The following is a 19,223-nucleotide window of genomic DNA, read 5'->3' on the forward strand; positions in this document are numbered from 1 at the left end:
GGGACGGCCTCCGGGCGACGGATCCGGCGTCCCGCCGGGGCGGGGGAGGCCGGATCCGTCGGCCCGGGGCGCGGTGGTCAGCGCCGGCGGCGCGTGCGCTTCACCTTCAGCTCCTCGAAGCGCGGCAGGTCGCCGTCGAGGACGCGCCGCCACGCGCGGGCGTACAGCTCGGCGACCGGCTCGGCCGGGACCAGCGCGCCCAGGACGGGCCGGCCGTCCGCCGGGACGCCGTACAGGGCCAGCTTCCACTGCTCGACGGGCGGCACGGGCGCGGACTGCTCCGCCCAGGCGCCCGGCAGGAACAGCGAGCGTCCGGCGCGGGCCCGTACGGCGGAGACCACCAGGTCGGTGGCGGCCAGTTCGGCCCGCGCCGCCTTCAGCCGGGCCGGCTTCCACCCCGTCCACCGGGCCGTGTTCCGGTCCGTCGGGTCGGGCAGGGCCAGCAGCATCAGGTAGAGCGCCGCGGCGTCCGCCCCGAGGCCGTACGCCGCGGCGGCCTCCGCGACGAGCGCGGGCACCGACCGCGACGGGTCCTGCGGCCACCACGTGCCGTCGTCGGCCGTCCCGCCCGCCGCCGGAGCACCCGGATCGGCCAACAGCCGCGCGAACACCGGGTCGTGGCAGAGCCGCAGCGCCAGTTCGACCGACGTCGGCCGCTGGTCGTCCCCGCGCAGCGCGGCCAGGTACGGGTCGGAGCCGGTCGAGTCGAGCAGCGCCGTCCGCAGCGCGGGCAGCGGCTGCCCGTCGTACGTGGCCATGAGCACCGCCCCGTACCGCTCGTGGTCCGGCGCGGTCTCCGTCGGAGCCCCGGCCACCTTCCGGAACTCGGCCAGGCTCGTGTAGTGCCCGACGGCGACCAGCAGCTCCGGCGAGGCGAGCCGCCGCCGCACCGCCGTCAGCGCGCTCGGCAGCGCCGCCCGCAGCGGGTCGCCCGCCGGGAGCCGGTGCGCCATCCACGCCATCAGACCGACGGCGCCCGTCAGGACGGCGCCGGTGAACGGCGCCGCCGCAGGCACGACCGGCTCCGGCTTGTCGTTGCTGATGTGCCAGGCGACGTCCGTGCCCAGCTCGGGCGAGTTCGCCGGGTCGAGCAGCGCGGCGAGCGCACGGGGAGCCGGCCAGTTCCCGCGTACCGCGCGGGCCGCCTCGGCCGTCAGCCAGTCCGGCACCTGCACCCGGCGGCCCACGCGCGCGTTCCACACCTCGGCCGCGGCGGCCACGTCCGGGCCGTCGGTCCACAGGCGGGCCGGGTCCTCGGGCAGCAGCGCCGCCACGACCGCCTGGCGCGCCTCGACCGGGAGGGCCCGCAGCTCGTTCCTGGCGTGGGCGGCCTCGACGACCTTCACACCGAGGGTCTTGCGCAGCTCCACGGGCAGGAAGTTGTTCTCGTGGCTGTCGATCCCCGGCATGCCGGCGAGGACGAGCGCGGCGAGCGCCCGGGAGGCGCCGGTGAGCCGGCCGAACTCCTCGGCGGCGGCGGGCGGGAACGGCGCCGGGACGCCCCGGGCCTCCGCCTCCGCCAGGAACGCGGACGCCCAGCCCGCGGGCCGCTCGGGGTCGCCGACGAGCGCGCTGCCGCGCACCGCGTACGGGCCGGGCACCTCGAACCGGCCGCTCGGGTCGTACAGCAGGGCGCCGAAGTCCCGCCCGCCCGGCACGCCGTCGCTGTGCTCGGTGAAGCCGAGCGCCGCGCCGCCGCCGAGCGGGACCACACTGCGGTGCGACCCGTTCCGGGCCAGCCCGTCCGGGGCGGTCAGGTGCGCCTCGGGCAGGTGCAGCAGGACCCGGCGCCAGCGGTCGGCGGATCCCGCCGCCGACAGCAGGCCGAGGGCGTCGGCCTGGCCGAGGACGCCGAGGAGCGCGTCGCGGCTCGCGGGTTCGGTGCCGGGCGCGACCGCGCGGTAGGCGAGCACGGCCGGCGTGTCGAGGAGCGGGGTGAACGGCAGCCCGGACCACGGCAGCGTCGGCAGGTCGAAGTGGAGGCGGCCGGGGACGGCCGGCGCGTCCGTGGCCGCGCACACCGAGGCCAGCCGCTCCAGGTACTGGTGGGTCACGTCCGAGCCGGCGCCCCACCGGGAGTAGCCGGACCCCACCACGCCGTTGAGCGCCCGGGAGAGGACCCGGTCGTACGTACCCTCGACCCGCGACACGACGGGCTCGTCCGCCGGGTGGAGCCGGGCGGCGACCGCGTCCAGCGCCTTCTGCTGCCACACCGCGAAGCGCAGCACCTTCGTGACACCGGCGGCGAGTTCGGGCGAGAGCCCGGGCAGCGTCGTGCCGACGAGCGCGGGGACGTCCTCCGCGCGCTCCGCGGCGACGGCGCCCTTCAGGAGCGCCCCGGCGGTCTCGGCGTCGGCGGCGCGCAGCAGGGCCGAACCGCGCGGGTCGCGGGTGCGGAGCGCGTACAGGAATTCGAGCGGCGGGAGCAGCGACGTCGCGGTCCGGAACAGCTCGCTCCGGCCGCTGTCGCAGGTGGCCGTGACGACGCCGTCCGGGTCGGTGAGCGACAGCGTCCGCCACTCACGGGTCAGCGCGCGCGGGCGGGCGTCGCCGGGGAAGGTGAGCGCCGCGAGCGGCATGTCGGACCCCTCCGGCAGCGTGACCTCGCGGCCCGCGAGGTCGCCCGCGTGCCAGCCGTTCCCGGGCAGGCGCACCACGCGCCAGCCGAGGAGGCCGTCGACGGGCGCGCCCACGGCGGAGTCCTCGACGGCCGGGGCGGGCCGCAGCCAGGACGAGAAGTCGCCCAGCCGGGCGCCCGGGGCGTGCGGCCGCAGCGCGTCCGCCAGGAAGCCGGGCTGCGAGCGGCGCCCGTAGGCGCCCTCGACGGGGTCGTACTCGACCCAGCCGCTCTCCTCCTGCCCGCCGCCGTTCTCGTACGCCCAGTACGACGTCCCGTCCGTGATGACGGGCACCTCCGCCGGGAGCCGGGTGTCCCCGGCGTGCAGCACGCCACGGCCGGTGGTGCGCCCGCCGCCCGGCAGCTCCAGGCTGGCCCGGCCGGGGCGGAGCGACCACACGTTGACGTCGTCGAGCGTGAACGGCCGGTCGGGCGCCGTGTGCCAGTACGCGCGGGCGGGGCCGCCGCCGTACTCGGTCCAGAACACGAGCAGGGCGCCGTCCACGTAGTGGAAGCCGAGGCTGCGGATCGACGACGCCGTGGACCGCGGGATGCGCAGGTCGTGCACGAGGAGGGTCTCCTCGGCGCCGATCACCCGTGCCTGGGAGGCGTTCGCCACGATCAGGTGGGGCCACGCCTCGACGACGGTCAGCTCGGACGGGTCGGCGGCCGCGGGGGCCAGCTCCGCCACCGCTCGCTCCCACTCCGGCCAGTGGAACTCCTCCCACAGGCCGCCGCGCAGGGTGCGCGCCAGCGTCTCGCCGAGGTCGGCGCCCGCCGCCGCGGCCACCTCGTCGGGGGCGAGGGCCAGCGCCTCGGACGGCAGCCACCCGAGGGTGGAGAGGGCCTCCGGCAGGCCGGGAAGTCCGGCCGCGACGGACGAGCGGGCGACCGCGCGGGTCCAGCGGGCGAGCAGCACCCGGCCGCCCTCGGCCGCGGCCAGCCGGCGGATGACGTCCGCGCTGTGACCGGCGCCGTTGAAGGAGCTCGCCGCCCGGTCGAACGCGCGGTGGAAGCGCGGGTCGGCGGCGAGCGCCGCCAGGTCCCGGGGCCGCTCGGACTGGTGCCAGTCCGTCAGGTCCAGGGCGGGGCCCTGCCGTCGCTCGTCCTGCTCGGGGTCGGTGACCGGCACGTCCAGGGCGAGCAGCAGGTCCAGCAGGTTGGTGTCCTCGAGCCCGATCCGCAGCGCGCGGCCGCCCTCGGGCCGGTCCGCGAGATCGGCCCGGATCCGGCCCGCCGCGCGCTCGACCAGGTCGAGCAGCGGCGTCGGGGTGGGCCGCCGGCCCCATCCGCTGTGCCGGGCGGCGTGGAAGCGCTCCAGCCAGCCGGCCGCGCCGTCGGCGCACCGCTCCTCGGCGGGCAGGTCCGCGTCGACCAGTCCGGCGTCGGCCCCGGACTCCGCGAGGATGTCCAGCCACAGTTCGCTCAGGGCGCCGTCGTCCGACGACGGGGCGAGCGTCAGCAGCGTGCCGCGCGCCTCGGGCACCCGCCGGGCCAGCGCGACCAGCGCGGCGCGCTGCGCCTTCCACCAGCCCGTCGCCGCCCGCAGTGTGGCCGGCAGCGGCAGCAGCTCCGCGAGATGGTCCTGCTCGGCCTCGGCGGCGGGCAGCCCGGCGGCCCGCGCGAGCCGCCGCAGCTCGGTCGCCGCCTGCGCGGACGGAGCGAGACCGCCCGCCGTGCGGCGCACGCAGAGCCGGCGGAACCGCTCGTACGCCTCCTGCGGCGCGAGCCGCGCGGACAGCTCCTTGCCGTACCCGGAGAGCACCTTCACCGGCAGCGCGCCGGCGAGCGCGAACTCCAGGAACACGGCGTCCAGCCGGTCCTCGTCCACGGGCAGCCCGTGCTGCGCCTCGCTGGTGCGGGCGCGGCCGAACAACTGCCCCGCGTACGTGGTGTTCTCCACGGCCAGGAAGACCCGGGCGGCCTGCTCGAAGAAGACGGGCAGGAAGTGCGGCACGGAGGAGGCGAGCCGCCCCGCGAGTTCGAGGCAGGCGTCGAGCGCGGCCTTCGGCTTGCTCTTCGCCTGCCGCGCTAGCCGGTCGAGCTCGGGCACGACGGCCAGCGCGTGGTGCCCGTCCTCCGGGTGGTGCACCAGCACCCACTCGGGGAAGCCCAGCTCCTGGCGCCTGCCGAGGCCGACCACGGCCGGTTCGGCGGCGGGTTCGAGCCCGAGGAAGCCCGCGGCCAGGTCCTCGGCGGCGCCGAGTTCGGCGGCCGTCAGCCGCACCACGACCCGGTCCTCGGCGAACACGGGGTGACGGTAGGTCCGGGCGGTGAGCTCCACGGCGGAGGGCCCCGCCCCGACCGTGTCCGCCGGGAGCACGGCCCCGGCGTTCAGCAGCTCGATGTCGTTCGTCGCGGTCGTGCCGGTCACGCGTTCCCACCCTCTTCGATCGTGCGGCCGGCGTACAGCGCGGCGGCCATGCGCATTCCCTCGGACCAGGCCACCGGCCCGACCCCGTCGAGCCGCATCGCGCGGCCGTCCTCGTCGTGCCAGCTCAGACCGCCGGTCTCCGACTCCCCGTCCCAGTACGGCTCGCCGATCCACACCGACGCCTCGACGCTCCGGCCGCCGTCGCGGACCTTGCAGGTGGCGTACCCGCCGGAGACCCGGTAGCCGAGTCCGGTCGCCCGCGCGGCGAGCCCGAACCGCGAGGCGAACCTGCCGCCCGCGTACTCCCGCACCTCCGTCGCGTTCGCCGCGAGGGTCTCCGGGCGCGTCCAGGTCGCGCGGTGGATCTGCTCCACGCGCTGCGTGATGCCCAGTTCGGCCGCGAACTCCCGGACGTCCTCCAGGTCGGGGAGGAGCACCGGGTGCGGCAGGGTCACCGTGCGCGGCGTCATCCGCACCGTCTCACCGTCCAGGTCGACGACCTTCAGCCCGCCGTCCCCGGACACGTCCCGCAGGAAGCCCACCTCGTCCGGGTCGTCCCCGACCACGGCCATGTCGCGCAGCGCGGCCCGCCACGCCTCGTCAGGCCACACCCGCGCGATCAACTCGGTGGGCACCGGGAGCGAGGACACCATCCAGGAATCCACCTGTGCCACGCACGCGTCCGCGTGCCGGTCCAGCCACTCGGCCAGCTGCTTCAGCCGGTCCACCCCCGGGTCGTCCCGCAGGGCCTTGGGCACCGTCTTCAGCACCCGCCCGCCGGCGCGGCGGGCGACCACCCGCCCTCCGTCGTCGAGGGTGACCTCGTACCCCTCACCCGCGTCCAGCCACACCATGAGCCGCGCCCCTCCCTGGGAACCGAAGTGTCCACGCAGCCCGAACCAGAGGGCACGACGACCCCCGAACTGCGGTATGGGTAAGACGCTATGCCGCCCCACTGACAACGCGGTGAGGGGAGGGTGGCGAGGGGGTGGTCGGGGCGCGGCACGGCCCCCGGCCGCGGTCGCCGGGGGCGGCCTGAGCCGGGGGCCGTGCCGGGGCGGCGTGAGCCGGGGGCGTCGTCGTCCGGGCTACGGCACGGCGGGGGTCCGGGCCGGAGCGGCTGCGGGAGGGGCGTCCTGGCGGTAGAAGATGTCGATGTCCACCTCTTCGCCGCCGACGATCAGGGTGTCCCAGGCCCCGCTCTCCCAGAGCGTGCGCAGGGTGGAGGCGCCGAGGGACTCCAGGTGGCCGCGGAGCGTCGGGTCGTCGGGCATGCCGGGCAGGCGGGAGGCGAGCCGGCCGCGGATCGACCGCAGCCGTTCCATCAGGGCGTCGAGGTCGGCGTTCCTGTCGAGGTCCTTGCCCTCGTGCTCCGCGATGCTCTGGGCGATCTTCTCCTTGATCGGGCGGCTGACGCCGTGTTCGTCGGTGGTGATCATCGTGTTCCAGGCGCGGCTCTTGTGCCGGTACTGGAGCATGGACATGGCCGCTTCGTGGCGGGCGAAGTCGGCGTCGCGGAACGGGCGCCCCGTCCAGGCCCCGTTGAGGGACCGGGCCAGCGAGATCGCCGAGCCCAGACCGCTGTTGAGCCCGCGGCCCGGCCAGAAGTGGATGGCGTTGGCCGCGTCCCCGAGGAGGAAGCCGTACGTCCCCGGCGAGGTCGGCGTGGCCGGGGTGAGGCGAGTGGTGAACCTCGGGCGCTGCACCATGTCGAGCCGGAAGGCGGTGACGGCGCTGAGGTCCTCCTCGGCGACGCCGAACAGCGCCAGCCCCTCCCGCACCCGCTTCCACAGGGCCGAACCCCTGACCATGGCGGGCAGGAAGAGGGTGCTGTGCGTGGAGCACTGGAAGTCGCCGTGGTCGTCGCGGCCCATGACGCACGGGCGCGAGGCGATGCAGTCCTCGAACACGTGCCGGACGGGGTCGATGCCGACCACTTCCGCGGCCTCGTCGTCGGTGAGCCGCATGTTGAGGAACCCCTCGCCGCGCAGGGCGTTGAGGAGGAACCGGTTCTGGGCGACGGTGAGCAGCACCGTCATGGGGTCGCTCAGGGCCGACTTGACCCGCAGACCCAGGACGACGTCCTGCACGTGCCGGCCGTGCAGCGAATAGATGGACTTGTCGGCGTTCCCGAACTTGTCCGCGAAATGCTCCCGGGTCCGGGACCGGCCCCCTTCGCAAATCGCGAGGACATGGTTCTTCGCGTCGGAATTCTGGTGCTCGGCCGGGTCGAAAGCGGCGGGGACCAGACGGATGCGGTCCGGTTTCTCGTTGGCCAGTTCGAGGAGCGTGTCCTCGATATAGGCGATCCGCAGGTTTCTCGGGCTGCGGCCGCGGATCGAATCCGGTCCGACCGGCCACATCTCGGTGAACGCGCCGTCGCGGAAGAGGCGTTCCTGGACCTCCTCGGGGAGGTTCAGGTACTGGCGGCTCTGCACCGTGACGACCTGCTGCCGGCGGACGTTGCCCTCGTTCTCGCCCTTCCAGACGACACGCGCCCCGTCCTGGGTCCAGCGGCCGTCGTACACGGTGATGGCGACGCGGTGCCCCATGAGGTGTTCGAGGAGCAGCGCGAAGCTCAGGCCGACGGGTCCGCCGCCCGACACGGTGACGTCGAGGACCGGCCCCGCCGCCAGGGTCGCCTGCGAGGACACGCCGAGCGGACGCAGGACGGAGAGGTCGAGGATGGTCTCCATGGCGTCGGCCGCCTCGAAGCGGAACGTCTCGGTGCCTATCCCGATGAGGTCCCCGGGCTGGAGTTCGTGCGAGGTGACCCGTGCGCCGTTGACGTGTGTCCCGTTGCTGCTGCCGCTGTCGTACAGGACGAATCCGTGGTTCTCACGGCGCACTTCGGCGTGAAAGCGTGAGACGTTCTCACCGACGATCACGATGCTGTTGTCGCCGTTGCGACCCAGGGTCACCGGTGAGGTGCCGATCGGGAACTGCTGTCCGGTCAGGGAGCCTTGATGGCCGACGAGCCGAGGAGGCATGGTCACCCAATTCCATTGGTCACGGATCCGATGACGAAACGCGAAGCAAGCCGGCGACGGGCGGCGGTTCCTGTCTCACACGCCGCGAGTCGACCGGCACGCAGAGCAAGCTTAGGGCGGGCCCGACACCGCTGGAAAGGCGTGCGAACCCACTGGTCATCAGGGGGTGACCCTGCTGTGAAAATGTCACGGAAGGGTTCCGCCGGGAGCCTCTGGGGCGCCTGTGACCGCTGTGCCGGAAGGGGCGGGGAGAGCTCCGGGACGGGCCGTGCGCGGCGGCGGTGCGCGCACCGCGCGGGGTGGGCGATGATGGCGGGATGGAGTCGCTCATGTCCCGTCTGCCGGCGGAGTTCCTGTCCGTGCGCTACGACGGCTCGCGTTTCCCCGGCGCCGCCTCCGTGGCCGCCCGGCCGGGCCTCGGGCCGGGTGCCAACTGCCAGTTGTACGCCTACGAGGTGCTCCGGCACTTCGGCCTGAACCCGCCGGACCTGCGCTCGTCGGAGTTGTGGGACGACACGGAGCGCACCGTGCGTGTGCCGGTCGACGGCCTCCGCCCGCTCGACCTGCTCCTGTTCAACTCCGTCGACCGGGCCTACGGCGCCCACGTCGGCGTCTGGGCGGGGGAGGGCGAGATCCTCCACCTGTGCGCGGAGGCCGGGCGTCCGGTGGTGTGGCGGCCGGAGGACTTCGCGGCGCGGGAGCGGTACGGCGTCCTGCTCGGCGCCAAGAGGGTCCTCCCCGGGCTCAGCGACCCCGGGCTCGGTGCACAGGCGGCGTCGTGACGCGGACAGGCGCCGTCGTGACGCGGATGGAGCCCTCGGGGCGGGTGAGCGGGACAAGGCCGGCGGCGAGGAAGACGCTGGTCAGGGCGGTGTCCAGGGCGGTACGGATGCCGGTGATCTCGGCGGCGGCATGGACGTCGGGGTCGGCGGCGTGGGCCGCGATGGTGGGGCGGATGAGCCGGTCGGGATGCCAGGAGACGATCACCGCCACCCCCTCGCTCCGGGTCGTCAGGCCGCTGTCGGGGCCGAATCCGGCGTCGGCGAGCACGGTCTGGACCTGGTGGACGAGTTCGCGGCTCATGGAAGGCTCCGGTCCTCCAGGGCGCCGCACGGGCGACGCCTCACTCCGAGTGTCCGCTTTGTGGGGAAATGCGTAAATGTTTGCATGAAATGCGCTTCGCATGATCCGGCGTGATCCGGGGGAGTGGACTCGTATGGGAGCGAATGGAAGCGGCCCGGCCGGCTGGACCTTCCTCACCAATCACGCCCGCGTCCTGCTCGCCGTCGCCCGCGACCCCGAGGCACGGCTCCGTGACGTGGCGGCGCGCTGCGGGGTGACGGAGCGGACCGTCCAGGCGATCGTCGCCGACCTCGAAGACGGCGGCTACCTCGCCCGGGCCCGGGCCGCGGACGGCCGCCGCAACCGCTACCGCGTCAACCCGGACGCCCCCTTCCGGCACCCCGCGGAGGCCGGGCACGAGATCGCCGGGCTGCTGGAACTCCTGGCCGCCCGGGAATCCGACGAACCCGAGAACTCCTGACCGCGACGAGCGCCGTCGGCAGCCCCGTCAGCGCCGTGCGCGCCGGCGGGCGAGGAAGAAGCCGAGGACGGCGCCGACCAGGAGCGTCACGGTGAGGACGATCCAGAGCGGCAGCGTGACCGTCGGGACCCACAGCCGGATGGTGACGGAGCCGGTGTTGGCGGCGATGAACCAGATGGCCAGCGCGGCGATCAGGAGGAATCCGATGGTCCGCAACCGCATGTCCCGTCCCTTGACGGTCACGGTCGCCGGACGGTGCGGCTGCTTGTCGGTGTGCTGGGACATGAGAGCCGGTTCCTCTCTCGGGGGAGGAGGCGTTCCTCCCCAGTATCGAGGCCGCCGGGACCCCTGTCCCGCCGGGCAGGACCCCCGCGGGCGCCCCTGACCTGTGGATAGCGCCGGCGGGCGCGCCCGCCCGGACGAGTTGTCCACAGGTTCCAACGGTCGGCTCGGTGGCGGTGTCCGGGCGGATAGGCTTTTCGGGTGGCCCTCATCGACGCTTCTTCCGACTCCTCCGCACCGCGCCCCGACGGATCCTCCGACGCCCTGGAGGTGCTCCACCGCGTCTTCGGCTACAGCTCCTTCCGGGGCGAGCAGCAGGAGATCATCGACCACGTCGTGGCCGGCGGCGACGCCCTCGTGCTCATGCCGACCGGCGGCGGCAAGTCGCTGTGCTACCAGATCCCCGCCCTGGTGCGGCCCGGCACGGGCGTGGTCATCTCCCCGCTGATCGCGCTCATGCAGGACCAGGTGGACGCGCTCAACGCGCTCGGCGTCCGGGCGGGCTTCCTCAACTCGACCCAGGACCCGTACGAGCGGCAGACCGTCGAGCAGGCGTTCCTCGCCGGGGAGCTCGACCTCCTCTACCTGGCCCCCGAGCGGCTGCGCACCGAGGGCGCCCAGCGGCTGCTCGACCGGGGCACGGTCTCCGTCTTCGCGATCGACGAGGCGCACTGCGTCTCCCAGTGGGGCCACGACTTCCGGCCGGACTACCTGGCCCTCTCCCTCCTCCACGAGCGCTGGCCCAAGGTGCCGCGGATCGCGCTGACCGCCACCGCCACCGAGGCCACCCACGGCGAGATCGCCACCCGGCTCGGCCTGGAGGAGGCCCGCCACTTCGTCGCCAGCTTCGACCGGCCCAACATCCAGTACCGGATCGTCGCCAAGAACAACCCGACCCGGCAGCTCCTCGACCTCATCCGCGCCGAGCACGCGGGTGACGCCGGAGTCGTCTACTGCCTGTCGCGGTCGTCCGTGGAGAAGACGGCCGCCTTCCTCGCCGAGCACGGCGTCGACGCGATCCCGTACCACGCGGGCATGGACGCCGCCTCCCGCGCCGCGAACCAGGCGCGCTTCCTGCGCGAGGACGGCGTCGTGGTCGTCGCGACCATCGCCTTCGGCATGGGCATCGACAAGCCCGACGTCCGCTTCGTCGCCCACCTCGACCTGCCGAAGTCCGTCGAGGGCTACTACCAGGAGACCGGCCGCGCGGGCCGGGACGGCGAGCCCGCGACCGCGTGGCTCGCGTACGGCCTCCAGGACGTCGTCCAGCAGCGCAAGATGATCGACGGCTCCGAGGGCGACGAGAACCACCGGCGGGGCCTCGCCGCCCACCTCGACGCCATGCTCGCCCTCTGTGAGACCGTCGAGTGCCGGCGCGTCCGCCTGCTCGCCTACTTCGGCCAGGAGTCCGGGCCCTGCGGGAACTGCGACGCCTGCCTGACCCCCGCCGAGTCCTGGGACGGCACGGTCGCCTCGCAGAAGCTGCTCTCCACCGTGTGGCGGCTGGCCCGGGAGCGGCGCCAGAAGTTCGGCGCCGGCCAGATCATCGACATCCTCCAGGGCAAGAAGACCGCCAAGGTCATCCAGTTCGACCACGACACCCTCTCCGTCTTCGGCATCGGCGCCGATCTCGGCACGGCCGAGTGGCGGGGGGTCGTGCGCCAGCTCCTCGCGCTCGGGCTGCTCGCCGTGGAGGGCGACTACGGCACGCTCGTCCTCACCGAGGCCAGCGGCGAGGTCCTCGGCGGCCGGCGCCAGGTCCCGATGCGCAAGGAGGCGGCGAAGGCGGCGGCGCCGCGCAAGGAGAGCGGCGGCCGCTCCGGCAAGTCCCGCGTCCCGGTCGACCTGCCCGCCGCGGCCCTGCCCGTCTTCGAGGCCCTGCGCGCGTGGCGCGCGGCGACCGCGCGTGAGCAGGGTGTGCCCGCGTACGTCGTCTTCCACGACGCCACGCTCCGTGAGGTCGCGACCACGCTCCCCACGAGCGTCGCCGAGCTCGGCACGGTCGGCGGCGTCGGCGAGGCCAAGCTCGCCAAGTACGGGGAGGGCCTGCTGGAAGCCCTCGCCGAGTTCACGGCCGAGGGCGGAGCGAGCGCCGCCCCGTCCTCCCCCGGCGACACGTCCCCGGCCGACGGTGAGACGTCGCCCGGCGGTACGACTCAGGCCACGGCCACGGCCACGGCCACGGCCCCCACCCCGTCCGGCGACGGGACGCCGGCGGCCGATCAGCGCGCGGCCCGCGCTGCCGGCGGCGGGCCCGCCTCGGCCGCCCAGAAGTCCGCTCCTGCCGCCCGGAAGCCGGCCCCCGCCGCCCGGAAGTCCGCCCCGGCGGCCCGGCCGGCCGGCCCCCCGGCGGCACCCGAGGACGAGCCGCTCTTCTTCGGCGAGGACGAGACCGAGCCGTCCTGGGACGACTGGGAGTGACGCCGCGGGCCCGGCCGGACGCTTCCCGGCCGGGCCCCGGCGCTCACGGCGCTGCGGGCGCCGCGGGCTCCGGCGCGGCGGGCTCCGTGGCGACGGGGGCGGCGGGCGCTGCGGGGTCCGTGGCGGTGGGGGCGGCGGGCGAGGCGGGCCCGGCGGGGGCGGCCTTCTCCCGGTCCGGTGCCGGCCGGTCGCGCCTGCCGAGGCCGCGGATGGCCGGGACGCACAGCATCGCGCCCAGCAGCAGGAACGACACCGCCGAGGAGAACAGCAGCACCCGGTCCGCGCCGAACGACTCCGCCACGGGACCGGCCAGGGCCCGCCCCAGCGGGATCACCATGATCGAACCGGCGATGTCGTACGCCGAGACTCGGCTGAGCACGGCCAGCGGGATGTGGGACTGCACGCTCGTCGCCCACATCACGCCCCAGAAGGCGAACCCGCAGCCGGCCACCATGCCCGTGATCGCCGTGAGCCAGAAGTTCCAGCCGAGCGCCGGCGCCAGCGGGTTGAGGGCGAAGAAGAACATCGCGCACACCCCCGCGACCAGGGGCCTGCGCGGCCGGACCCGCATCCCCAGCAGACCGCCGATGATCGTGCCCAGACCGTCGGCCGAGGCGATCCAGCCGTAGCCGGTGGCACCGTGCTGCTCGGTGAGGAGCGCCGCGCCCAGCGGCAGCGACGGGCCGAAGACGAAGAGGCCGTACACCGCCCACAGCGAGATGACGCCCCACAGCCAGGACCGGGAGCGGAACTCGTGCCATCCGGTGGCGAGGCGCCGCCACATCGGATCGTCGCTCTCGTCACCCGCGTCCCGGGCGGGGGCGAGCCTCCGCAGCGGCAGCAGTCCGCCGGCGCTGACGGCGTACGCCACCGCGATCACCACGAAGGAGCCGGCCCGGTCCCAGTACGCCACCAGGAAGCCGGCCAGTCCCGGGCCGATGAGGGTGCTCATCGACTCGGAGATCCGCAGCAGCGCGTTGGCCCGCTGGATGTCGTCCGCGACCCGCGGCACGATGCTCGCCAGGCCCGGCTGGAACATGGCGGTCGCCGCGCCGCTCACCGCCATCAGGGCCATGATCTGCCAGAGCCGTACCCCGCCCCCGGCGAACAGGCCCGCCATGGCGAGCATGGCCACCACCCGGACGGCGTCCGCGCCGACCATCATGACCTGCGGGGAGAACCGGTCGGCGAGCACGCCGCCGAAGAGGATGAGCAGCACGATCGGCGCCATCCAGGCGGCGAGGGCGTACCCCACGCCGGTCGCCCCGAACCCGGCGCCCAGGACCGACGTGGTCACCGAGACCATCAGCATGCCGTCGGCGAGCAGCGAGGCGCTGCGGGCGGTGAAGAAGAGCCGGAAGAGCCGCGACCGCCACGGGCTGGGCAGGGGTCCCGCCGCGTGCTCCGCGGCGGTGTCATCGGTGGTCATGTGGCATCCCGGCCCCGGCCGGTCCCTTCCCTGAGAATCCGCTGCGCCGCGGCGGGCTGCCGCGGCGGGCCCTCGACGAACACGTACCGGTGCGGGGCCAGCACCCCGGGCCGTCCCGGCAGCACCGCCATCAGCGCCGTGTGGGCCTGTTGAGGTGTCGACTCCTGCCCGGCCCAGGCCCGTTCGTCGGTCCCGATGTACGCGGTGAGCAGACGCCCGTCCCCGTCACCGTCACCGACCCTGTCCCCGTCGGGGTCGGGCTCCGCCACGACCTCGACGGCCCGTCCGCCCAGCGCCCCGGACAGGGCGGCGGCGACGGCGGCGGGGGAGACCCAGCAGCCGTCCACCCGCACCCACTCGGGCCCGCGCGCCGCCGGCCGTACCCCCGTCACCCCGGTCAGACCGTGCGGGTCGAGCGGCAGATCACCCTCGGCGACGGCCTCCAGGAGCAGCACCAGGCCGGTGACCAGCTCCTCGGCCGCCGTCCGGGGGAAGAGCGCGGGATCGGCCCAGGTGGCGAGGCGCAGCACCGGCTCCGTCTCGTACACGAAGGTCAGCAGCCGGGTCGGCAGCGCCTGCGCCTCGCCCCAGACGAGTTCGAGCTCCGGGGCGGCCTCGTCGGGGGCCGCCGCCGCGGCGAGGGTGCTGGGCAGGGCGCTGATGTCGTTGAAGACCGCGTCGCGCGCGAACTGGCTGCCGCGCTCGGTCGTGACCCGGCCGATCAGCGCCCACAGGTCGAGCGCGTCGAAGCGGCTGTGCCGGTACGCGTTCATCGCCGCGCCCCACGCCTTCGCGAGCAGCGCGTCGAAGGACGGCGCGCGGACGTCGAGGTCGAGCAGGGCGTCCTGGGAGAGGGTGCCGACCGAGCGGGCGAGCTTCGGCAGGAAGCGGTTCGAGGTGGGCACGGCGGCGACGCAGACGGACTGGCCGGCCCGGTGGGCGGTGAGCACGCACCAGGCGGTGAGCAGCACCGTGCCCGGGAGGGCGCCGGTACGCCGGGCGGCGGCGGCCAGCGCGCGGGCGCCGCGCGCCGAGCGGAGGGTGAGGCCGGGGGTGTCCGTCTCGGTGCCGGTGGCGCCGTCCTCGGCGAACATGGCCTGCGGTCCGGTGCGCAGGATCCGTTCCCAATGGGCCAGGGAGGCGGCGGACTTGCGCCGTCCCGCCGGGGTCCGCTCCTCGGCGGCGAGGTCCAGCGGGGTGGGGGAGGTGACCGGCGGCAGCGGCTCGCCCGTCAGGAGCGCGAGCCATTCGTCGCGCAGGACGCCGAGGGCGCTGCCGTCGGTGACGGCGTGGCTGGCGGCGAGGGCCACCCGGACGGGCCGGCCCGCGCGGGCGAGGATCCGCAGGCGCAGCGGGAAGTCGAGGTCGAGCCGGAAGCGGGTGTCCCGGGCCGCGCGGGCCACCGCCTCCGCGTACGCGTCGGCGTCCTCGGGGAGGGCGTCGTGGTCGAGGACGGTGACCGTGAACGAGCCCGCGGCGGCGACGGCCTGCTCGGTGGGCGCGCCGCCGCCCGCCTCGCGCGGGAAGGTGGTGCGCAGGGCCTCGTGGCGGACCGCGAGCGCCGCGAGGGCGTCGAGGGCCCGGTCCATCCCGGTGCCGTCGGGGACCGGCCACACGTCGTGGATGTTGATGCTGCCGGGCTCGTCCCGCAGGATGCAGCGGATCATGTTGGCCTGGCCCATGGTGACGGGGCCCCGGCGGGTGCCGCCGCCCGCGTAGCGGACGGTGAGGGTGCGGGAGCCGGTGACGCCGTCCGGGGCGTGCGTGGTCGTCACGGCGCCACGGCCGGGGCGGGCGCGGTCCCGGCCGCCGTCGGCGGGTGAGGCGGGTGGTTCACTGCGGTGCCTTTCGCGTGCGCGGTCAGGGAGCCCCAGGCGTCGACGAGCAGGGCGAAGTCCGCCATGTCGTCGCGGGCTTCGGCGAGGAGCCGGCCGCGCCGCTCGGCGAAGAGGGCGGCGGCGGTGGCGTACCGGCCGCCGAGGGAGCGGTAGCGGCGGTCCAGGACGTCGAGCCGGGCCGCGTTGCCGGCCGGGTCGATCGCGGTGCTCTCGCGGACGAGTGCGGCGACGGCGGCGGGCCGGAGCCGTCCGGCGGGGTCGAGGAGGGTGTCCCCGGCCGCCGCGAGGCCCGCGTACACGGCGTCGAGGTGGGCGGTGGCGAGCAGGTACTTGGCGAAGCGGAGCTGGTAGGCGAGGAAGCCGCTGTCCGAACGCCGCTCGTCGGTGTGGTAGTTGACGATGTGCCGGTTGTGCAGGACGCCCGGCAGCCGGGCCTTCTGGACGAGGTGGAGCAGGAAGTAGTCGGTGCCGATGGTGTCCGTGGCCGGCGGCAGCGGGACCCGCCCGTACACCTCGCGGCCGAGGGCGACGTTGCACATGTCGACGCGGGTCGGGGCGACCAGGGTGAGCGTGGTGAGGTCGGTGGTGAACGGCGTGTCGCCGGCGCCCCGGAACGCCTCGTCGATCAGGTTCCGCCGCCAGATCTCCGGGTAGTCGGTGGGCACCGACAGGCCGACGACCTCGTGGTACGCCTCCGGGTCGAGGGCGCGGAGCTCGGCGAGGTCCACGGAGAGCTCGCCGATGAAGGACGCGCCGGCGAGGACGACGGTCCGGTCCGCGCAGCCGGGGTCGAGCCGGCCGCGGGTGACGTCGCCGGCGAGGTCCGCCGCCCGCCGCCCGAGCGCGGTCAGCTCGTGCCGGATCGGGAAGACCGGTTCGCCGTCGAGGAGTTGGTAGCGGCTGTCGGAGTCGCGGCGGTGCACCGAGGCGCAGCCCAGTGCCTCGGCGATCAGGAAGGCGCGGTTGGTGCAGGCGCCGTACGACACCCCGTCCGGGAGCATCAGGTCGAGCAGCCGGTCGGCCCCGGCGAGCCCGGACGCCGCCAGGACCTCTTCCAGGAAGGCGCGTTGCCGGTCCTCGTCGAGGTGGTGGACGACGACGCCCGGTGCCGGCGGCAGCGCGGCCACCGCGGCCCGGTGGCCCGCGAGGTCGGCGGGCGCGGAGGAGTCCAGGACCAGCAGGTGCACCTCGACGCCGAACTCCCGGGCCCCGTAGGCGGCTTCCTCCGCGACGGCGGCGATCGTGGCCGCGCAGGCGCGGTGGGTGGGCAGGGTCAGGCAGACGCGGCGCACGCGGTCTCCCCGGTCGGCGCGGCCACCGGCTCCGCCGCTTCGCCCGCGGGCTCGTGCCAGGAGGTGAGCCCGAGCAGCTTGGCGCCCAGCTCGGTGAGTTCGGCGGTCGGGTAGCGCTTGGACTCGTGCAGCACGGGGTCGCCGACGAGGGTGCGGTTCCAGCGCGGGGTGCGCAGGTGGCGCCAGGACTCGACCCGGGAGCGGCGCAGCTTCGCGTGTTCCTCCAGGGCCGGCATCATCGACAGGTACTGCACCGCGCGGACCCCGTCGGCGGAGGCGTTGCGGGCCACCCCGTGGGCGAGCAGGCCGTTCCAGATGAGCAGGTCGCCGGGGCGCAGGTCGGGGCGGACGACCGGGAACTCGGCGCGGTCCAGGTCGGGGCGGATCGGGTCGCGCCCCTCGGGCTGCCCGAGCTTCCACTCCTCGAAGCGGCGGAAGAGCTCGGGGTCGCACTGGAAGCCGCCGGTCTCGGGGCTGGTGTCGTTGAGCGCGATGATGCCCTGGACGCGCTGCGGCGGCACGCCGAGGGTGGTGTCGATGTCCCAGTGCAGCTCGATGTCGAAGCCCCGGTCGGTGGGTTCGATCAGGGCCCGGTCGCGGTTGCGGACGTTGGGCGGGTTGAGGTTGAGCCGGTCGAGGGTGACCCACAGCTCCTCGCAGTCCCAGACGTCGACGAAGGCGTCGTAGACCCGCTGGGCCTGGCGGCTGTCCCAGAGCAGCTGGTGGTGGTACGCCTCGACGAAGCCGTAGATGTGCAGCTGCTGGTCGAGCTCGGAGCGGAACGGCCGGTCCTCGTACCAGCTGTCCGGCCGGTCCGGGTCGAGACCCTGGAAGTCCCAGGTGAAGTCGAGGAGCCGGCGGGCCGCCGCGGCCGGTATCGCCCCGCGGACGATGACGTAGCCGTACGTCTGCCAGTGTGCGAAGTCCTCCTCGGAGAGCACACGCAGCGGCCGGGACTTCCGCAGCTCCCGCAGGGTCGTCGCGGCCAGGTAGGACTCGCCGTCCTCGCTGAAGTACGGGCGCTCGGTCGCCGCCCGGTGCAGGTACGGGGTGCGCGGGCGGCGCGCGGCGGCGGGGGTGGACGGTGCGGTCAAGGGTCCCTCCAGGCGGGAGTCGGACGGCGTGCGGGCATGGGGGAGCGGAGGCACGGCGGGACGGGGCGCGGACCTGGCGACGACGGAGGGACCGCGGGGGACGAGGGACAGAATTGGTGTAGACCATCGCCGGTGTCAAGTGACCCGCCGGTATGCCCCGCGTGTCGGCCAACCGCCCGAAATCGACTGTTCACGCGCTCACTTGACGCGTGATCTTTGGTCTAGACAACCATCGTGAGGCTGGCCTACTGTCCCAGTGCGCAGAGCCGGAGCCGACCCGACCCCTCGGACCCGGCACGACCGCTGCGCCCCGGTCGACGGCGACCGCGTGCAGGGCCCCGCCCGCCGCCCCCCGCCCGGCAGGAACGGCGACGGGAGTCGGCCCGCTCCCGCGCGACCGACGCCTTCGACCGACCACCACGCCGAGAGGGAACGGTTCCATGAGCACACCCAGCGCCACGACCCCGCCCGCCATCGGCCTGCGGAGCCCAGGCCCGGGCCTGATCACGCTGGACCCGGTGCACACCGCCCTGCTGCGCGGCCTCGACGGGCTGCTCACCGGCCTCGCCGCCCGGCTCTCCGCCCCGGAGGTCACCGGCCCGCCCCTGCTCGCCGCCGACGGACTCGCCCGCCTCGACTACTTCCGCAACTTCCCCCATCTCGGCGTCTCCGCGGGCCGGTTCACCCCCGACGCCCACGACCCGCTCGCCGCCGGCCTGAGCCCCGCCGGCCGCCCCCTCGAACCCACCGGCTACCTCCTGCCCTCCGCCACCTGCTACGGACTGCTGCTCTCCCTGGAGGGCACCGACGTCGGCGACGACGGCCTGCGGATCTCCGCCGCCGGCCGCTGCTTCCGCAACGAGACGCACTACGACGGGCTGCGCCGCCTCTGGGGCTTCCACATGCGCGAGGTCGTCTACCTCGGCACCAAGGACGGCGCCGTCGAACACCTGGAACGCGGCGGCGAGTTCATCCAGGAGACCGCGGCCCTCCTCGGCCTCGACCTGACCCGCGCCACCGCCGACGACCCCTTCTACGACAAGGGCGGCTCCCGGGCCCGGCTGATGGCCCTCGACCCCGTCAAGCACGAGTTCAGCGCCCCCGACGGCACCGCCATCGCCTCCGTCAACCGCCACCGCAACTTCTTCGGCGAGCGCCTGGACATCCGCGCCGGCAGCCACGGCCCCGCCTACAGCGCCTGCGTCGCCTTCGGCGTCGAGCGCTGGGTGCACGCCCTGCTCCTCGCCCACGGCGGACCCGAGCAGGCCCTCGACCGCCTCCACGAGGCCACCGCCACCGCCACCACCGCCACCACCGCCACCACCGCCGCCACCGCCTGACAC

Annotated in this window: 13 protein-coding genes; 4 read left to right on the forward strand and 9 right to left on the reverse strand. The window is 74.9% G+C overall.

Going from position 1 to position 19,223, the window contains the following annotated elements; genetic code table 11:
- Window positions 1–77: 77 nt before the first annotated feature.
- The 3 genes from ACIGHB_RS03785 to ACIGHB_RS03795 all read right to left on the reverse strand — a co-directional run bounded on the left by ACIGHB_RS03785 (window position 78) and on the right by ACIGHB_RS03795 (window position 7,981).
- Window positions 78–4,991: a DNA-binding protein gene (locus tag ACIGHB_RS03785; protein WP_399909244.1), complete on the reverse strand. Its 4,914-nt coding sequence runs from the start codon at window positions 4,989–4,991 to the stop codon at window positions 78–80.
- A complete protein-coding gene (locus tag ACIGHB_RS03790) occupies window positions 4,988–5,845 on the reverse strand; it encodes a DUF4132 domain-containing protein (RefSeq protein WP_360322072.1) in 858 nt (285 codons plus the stop codon). The genes ACIGHB_RS03785 and ACIGHB_RS03790 overlap by 4 nt, the downstream gene beginning before the upstream one ends.
- A 234-nt stretch (window positions 5,846–6,079) precedes the next feature.
- A complete protein-coding gene (locus tag ACIGHB_RS03795) occupies window positions 6,080–7,981 on the reverse strand; it encodes an FHA domain-containing protein (RefSeq protein WP_399909371.1) in 1,902 nt (633 codons plus the stop codon).
- Window positions 7,982–8,298: 317 nt separating this feature from the next.
- Here ACIGHB_RS03795 and ACIGHB_RS03800 point away from each other — a divergent pair, with 317 nt between their 5' ends.
- On the forward strand, window positions 8,299–8,763 hold the full coding sequence (locus ACIGHB_RS03800) for a hydrolase (protein WP_399909246.1): 465 nt from the start codon (window positions 8,299–8,301) through the stop codon (window positions 8,761–8,763).
- On the opposite strand, the gene ACIGHB_RS03805 is transcribed toward ACIGHB_RS03800, so the two are convergent.
- Window positions 8,726–9,064, reverse strand: a complete 339-nt coding sequence (locus tag ACIGHB_RS03805; protein WP_360322066.1) for a hypothetical protein — start codon at window positions 9,062–9,064, stop codon at window positions 8,726–8,728. The genes ACIGHB_RS03800 and ACIGHB_RS03805 overlap by 38 nt on opposite strands.
- 133 nt (window positions 9,065–9,197) lie before the next feature.
- On the opposite strand from ACIGHB_RS03805, the gene ACIGHB_RS03810 reads away from it, so the two are divergent.
- On the forward strand, window positions 9,198–9,524 hold the full coding sequence (locus ACIGHB_RS03810; protein ID WP_360322063.1) for a helix-turn-helix domain-containing protein: 327 nt from the start codon (window positions 9,198–9,200) through the stop codon (window positions 9,522–9,524).
- Between the two features lie 27 nt (window positions 9,525–9,551).
- Here ACIGHB_RS03810 and ACIGHB_RS03815 read toward each other — a convergent pair whose 3' ends face one another.
- Complete coding sequence (locus ACIGHB_RS03815; RefSeq protein ID WP_388883243.1) at window positions 9,552–9,809, reverse strand: LapA family protein; 258 nt, start codon at window positions 9,807–9,809, stop codon at window positions 9,552–9,554.
- A 198-nt stretch (window positions 9,810–10,007) separates the two neighbouring features.
- Between ACIGHB_RS03815 and recQ the strand changes: the two genes are divergently transcribed.
- Window positions 10,008–12,227, forward strand: a complete 2,220-nt coding sequence (gene recQ, locus ACIGHB_RS03820) for a DNA helicase RecQ (protein ID WP_399909249.1) — start codon at window positions 10,008–10,010, stop codon at window positions 12,225–12,227.
- 43 nt (window positions 12,228–12,270) lie between these two features.
- Here the strand turns inward: recQ and ACIGHB_RS03825 are convergent, their stop codons facing one another.
- Genes ACIGHB_RS03825 through ACIGHB_RS03840 form a run of 4 tightly spaced genes read right to left on the reverse strand, consistent with a single transcriptional unit; the run spans window position 12,271 to window position 17,880 of the window.
- Complete coding sequence (locus tag ACIGHB_RS03825; protein WP_399909251.1) at window positions 12,271–13,656, reverse strand: MFS transporter; 1,386 nt, start codon at window positions 13,654–13,656, stop codon at window positions 12,271–12,273.
- The gene (locus ACIGHB_RS03830) at window positions 13,653–15,431 is read right to left on the reverse strand and encodes a condensation domain-containing protein (RefSeq protein ID WP_399909253.1); all 1,779 of its coding nucleotides are present in this window, start codon (window positions 15,429–15,431) and stop codon (window positions 13,653–13,655) included. The genes ACIGHB_RS03825 and ACIGHB_RS03830 overlap by 4 nt, the downstream gene beginning before the upstream one ends.
- Window positions 15,428–16,786, reverse strand: coding sequence for a DUF6271 family protein (locus ACIGHB_RS03835; RefSeq protein ID WP_399909255.1), 1,359 nt, complete (start codon window positions 16,784–16,786; stop codon window positions 15,428–15,430). Before ACIGHB_RS03835 ends, ACIGHB_RS03830 begins: the two co-directional genes overlap by 4 nt.
- Window positions 16,768–17,880: a phytanoyl-CoA dioxygenase family protein gene (locus tag ACIGHB_RS03840; RefSeq protein WP_399909257.1), complete on the reverse strand. Its 1,113-nt coding sequence runs from the start codon at window positions 17,878–17,880 to the stop codon at window positions 16,768–16,770. Before ACIGHB_RS03840 ends, ACIGHB_RS03835 begins: the two co-directional genes overlap by 19 nt.
- 440 nt (window positions 17,881–18,320) lie before the next feature.
- On the opposite strand from ACIGHB_RS03840, the gene ACIGHB_RS03845 reads away from it, so the two are divergent.
- Window positions 18,321–19,220, forward strand: a complete 900-nt coding sequence (locus tag ACIGHB_RS03845) for a hypothetical protein (protein WP_399909259.1) — start codon at window positions 18,321–18,323, stop codon at window positions 19,218–19,220.
- Window positions 19,221–19,223: the final 3 nt, after the last annotated feature.

This window comes from Streptomyces sp. NPDC085460, assembly GCF_044541975.1.
Taxonomy (GTDB): domain Bacteria; phylum Actinomycetota; class Actinomycetes; order Streptomycetales; family Streptomycetaceae; genus Streptomyces.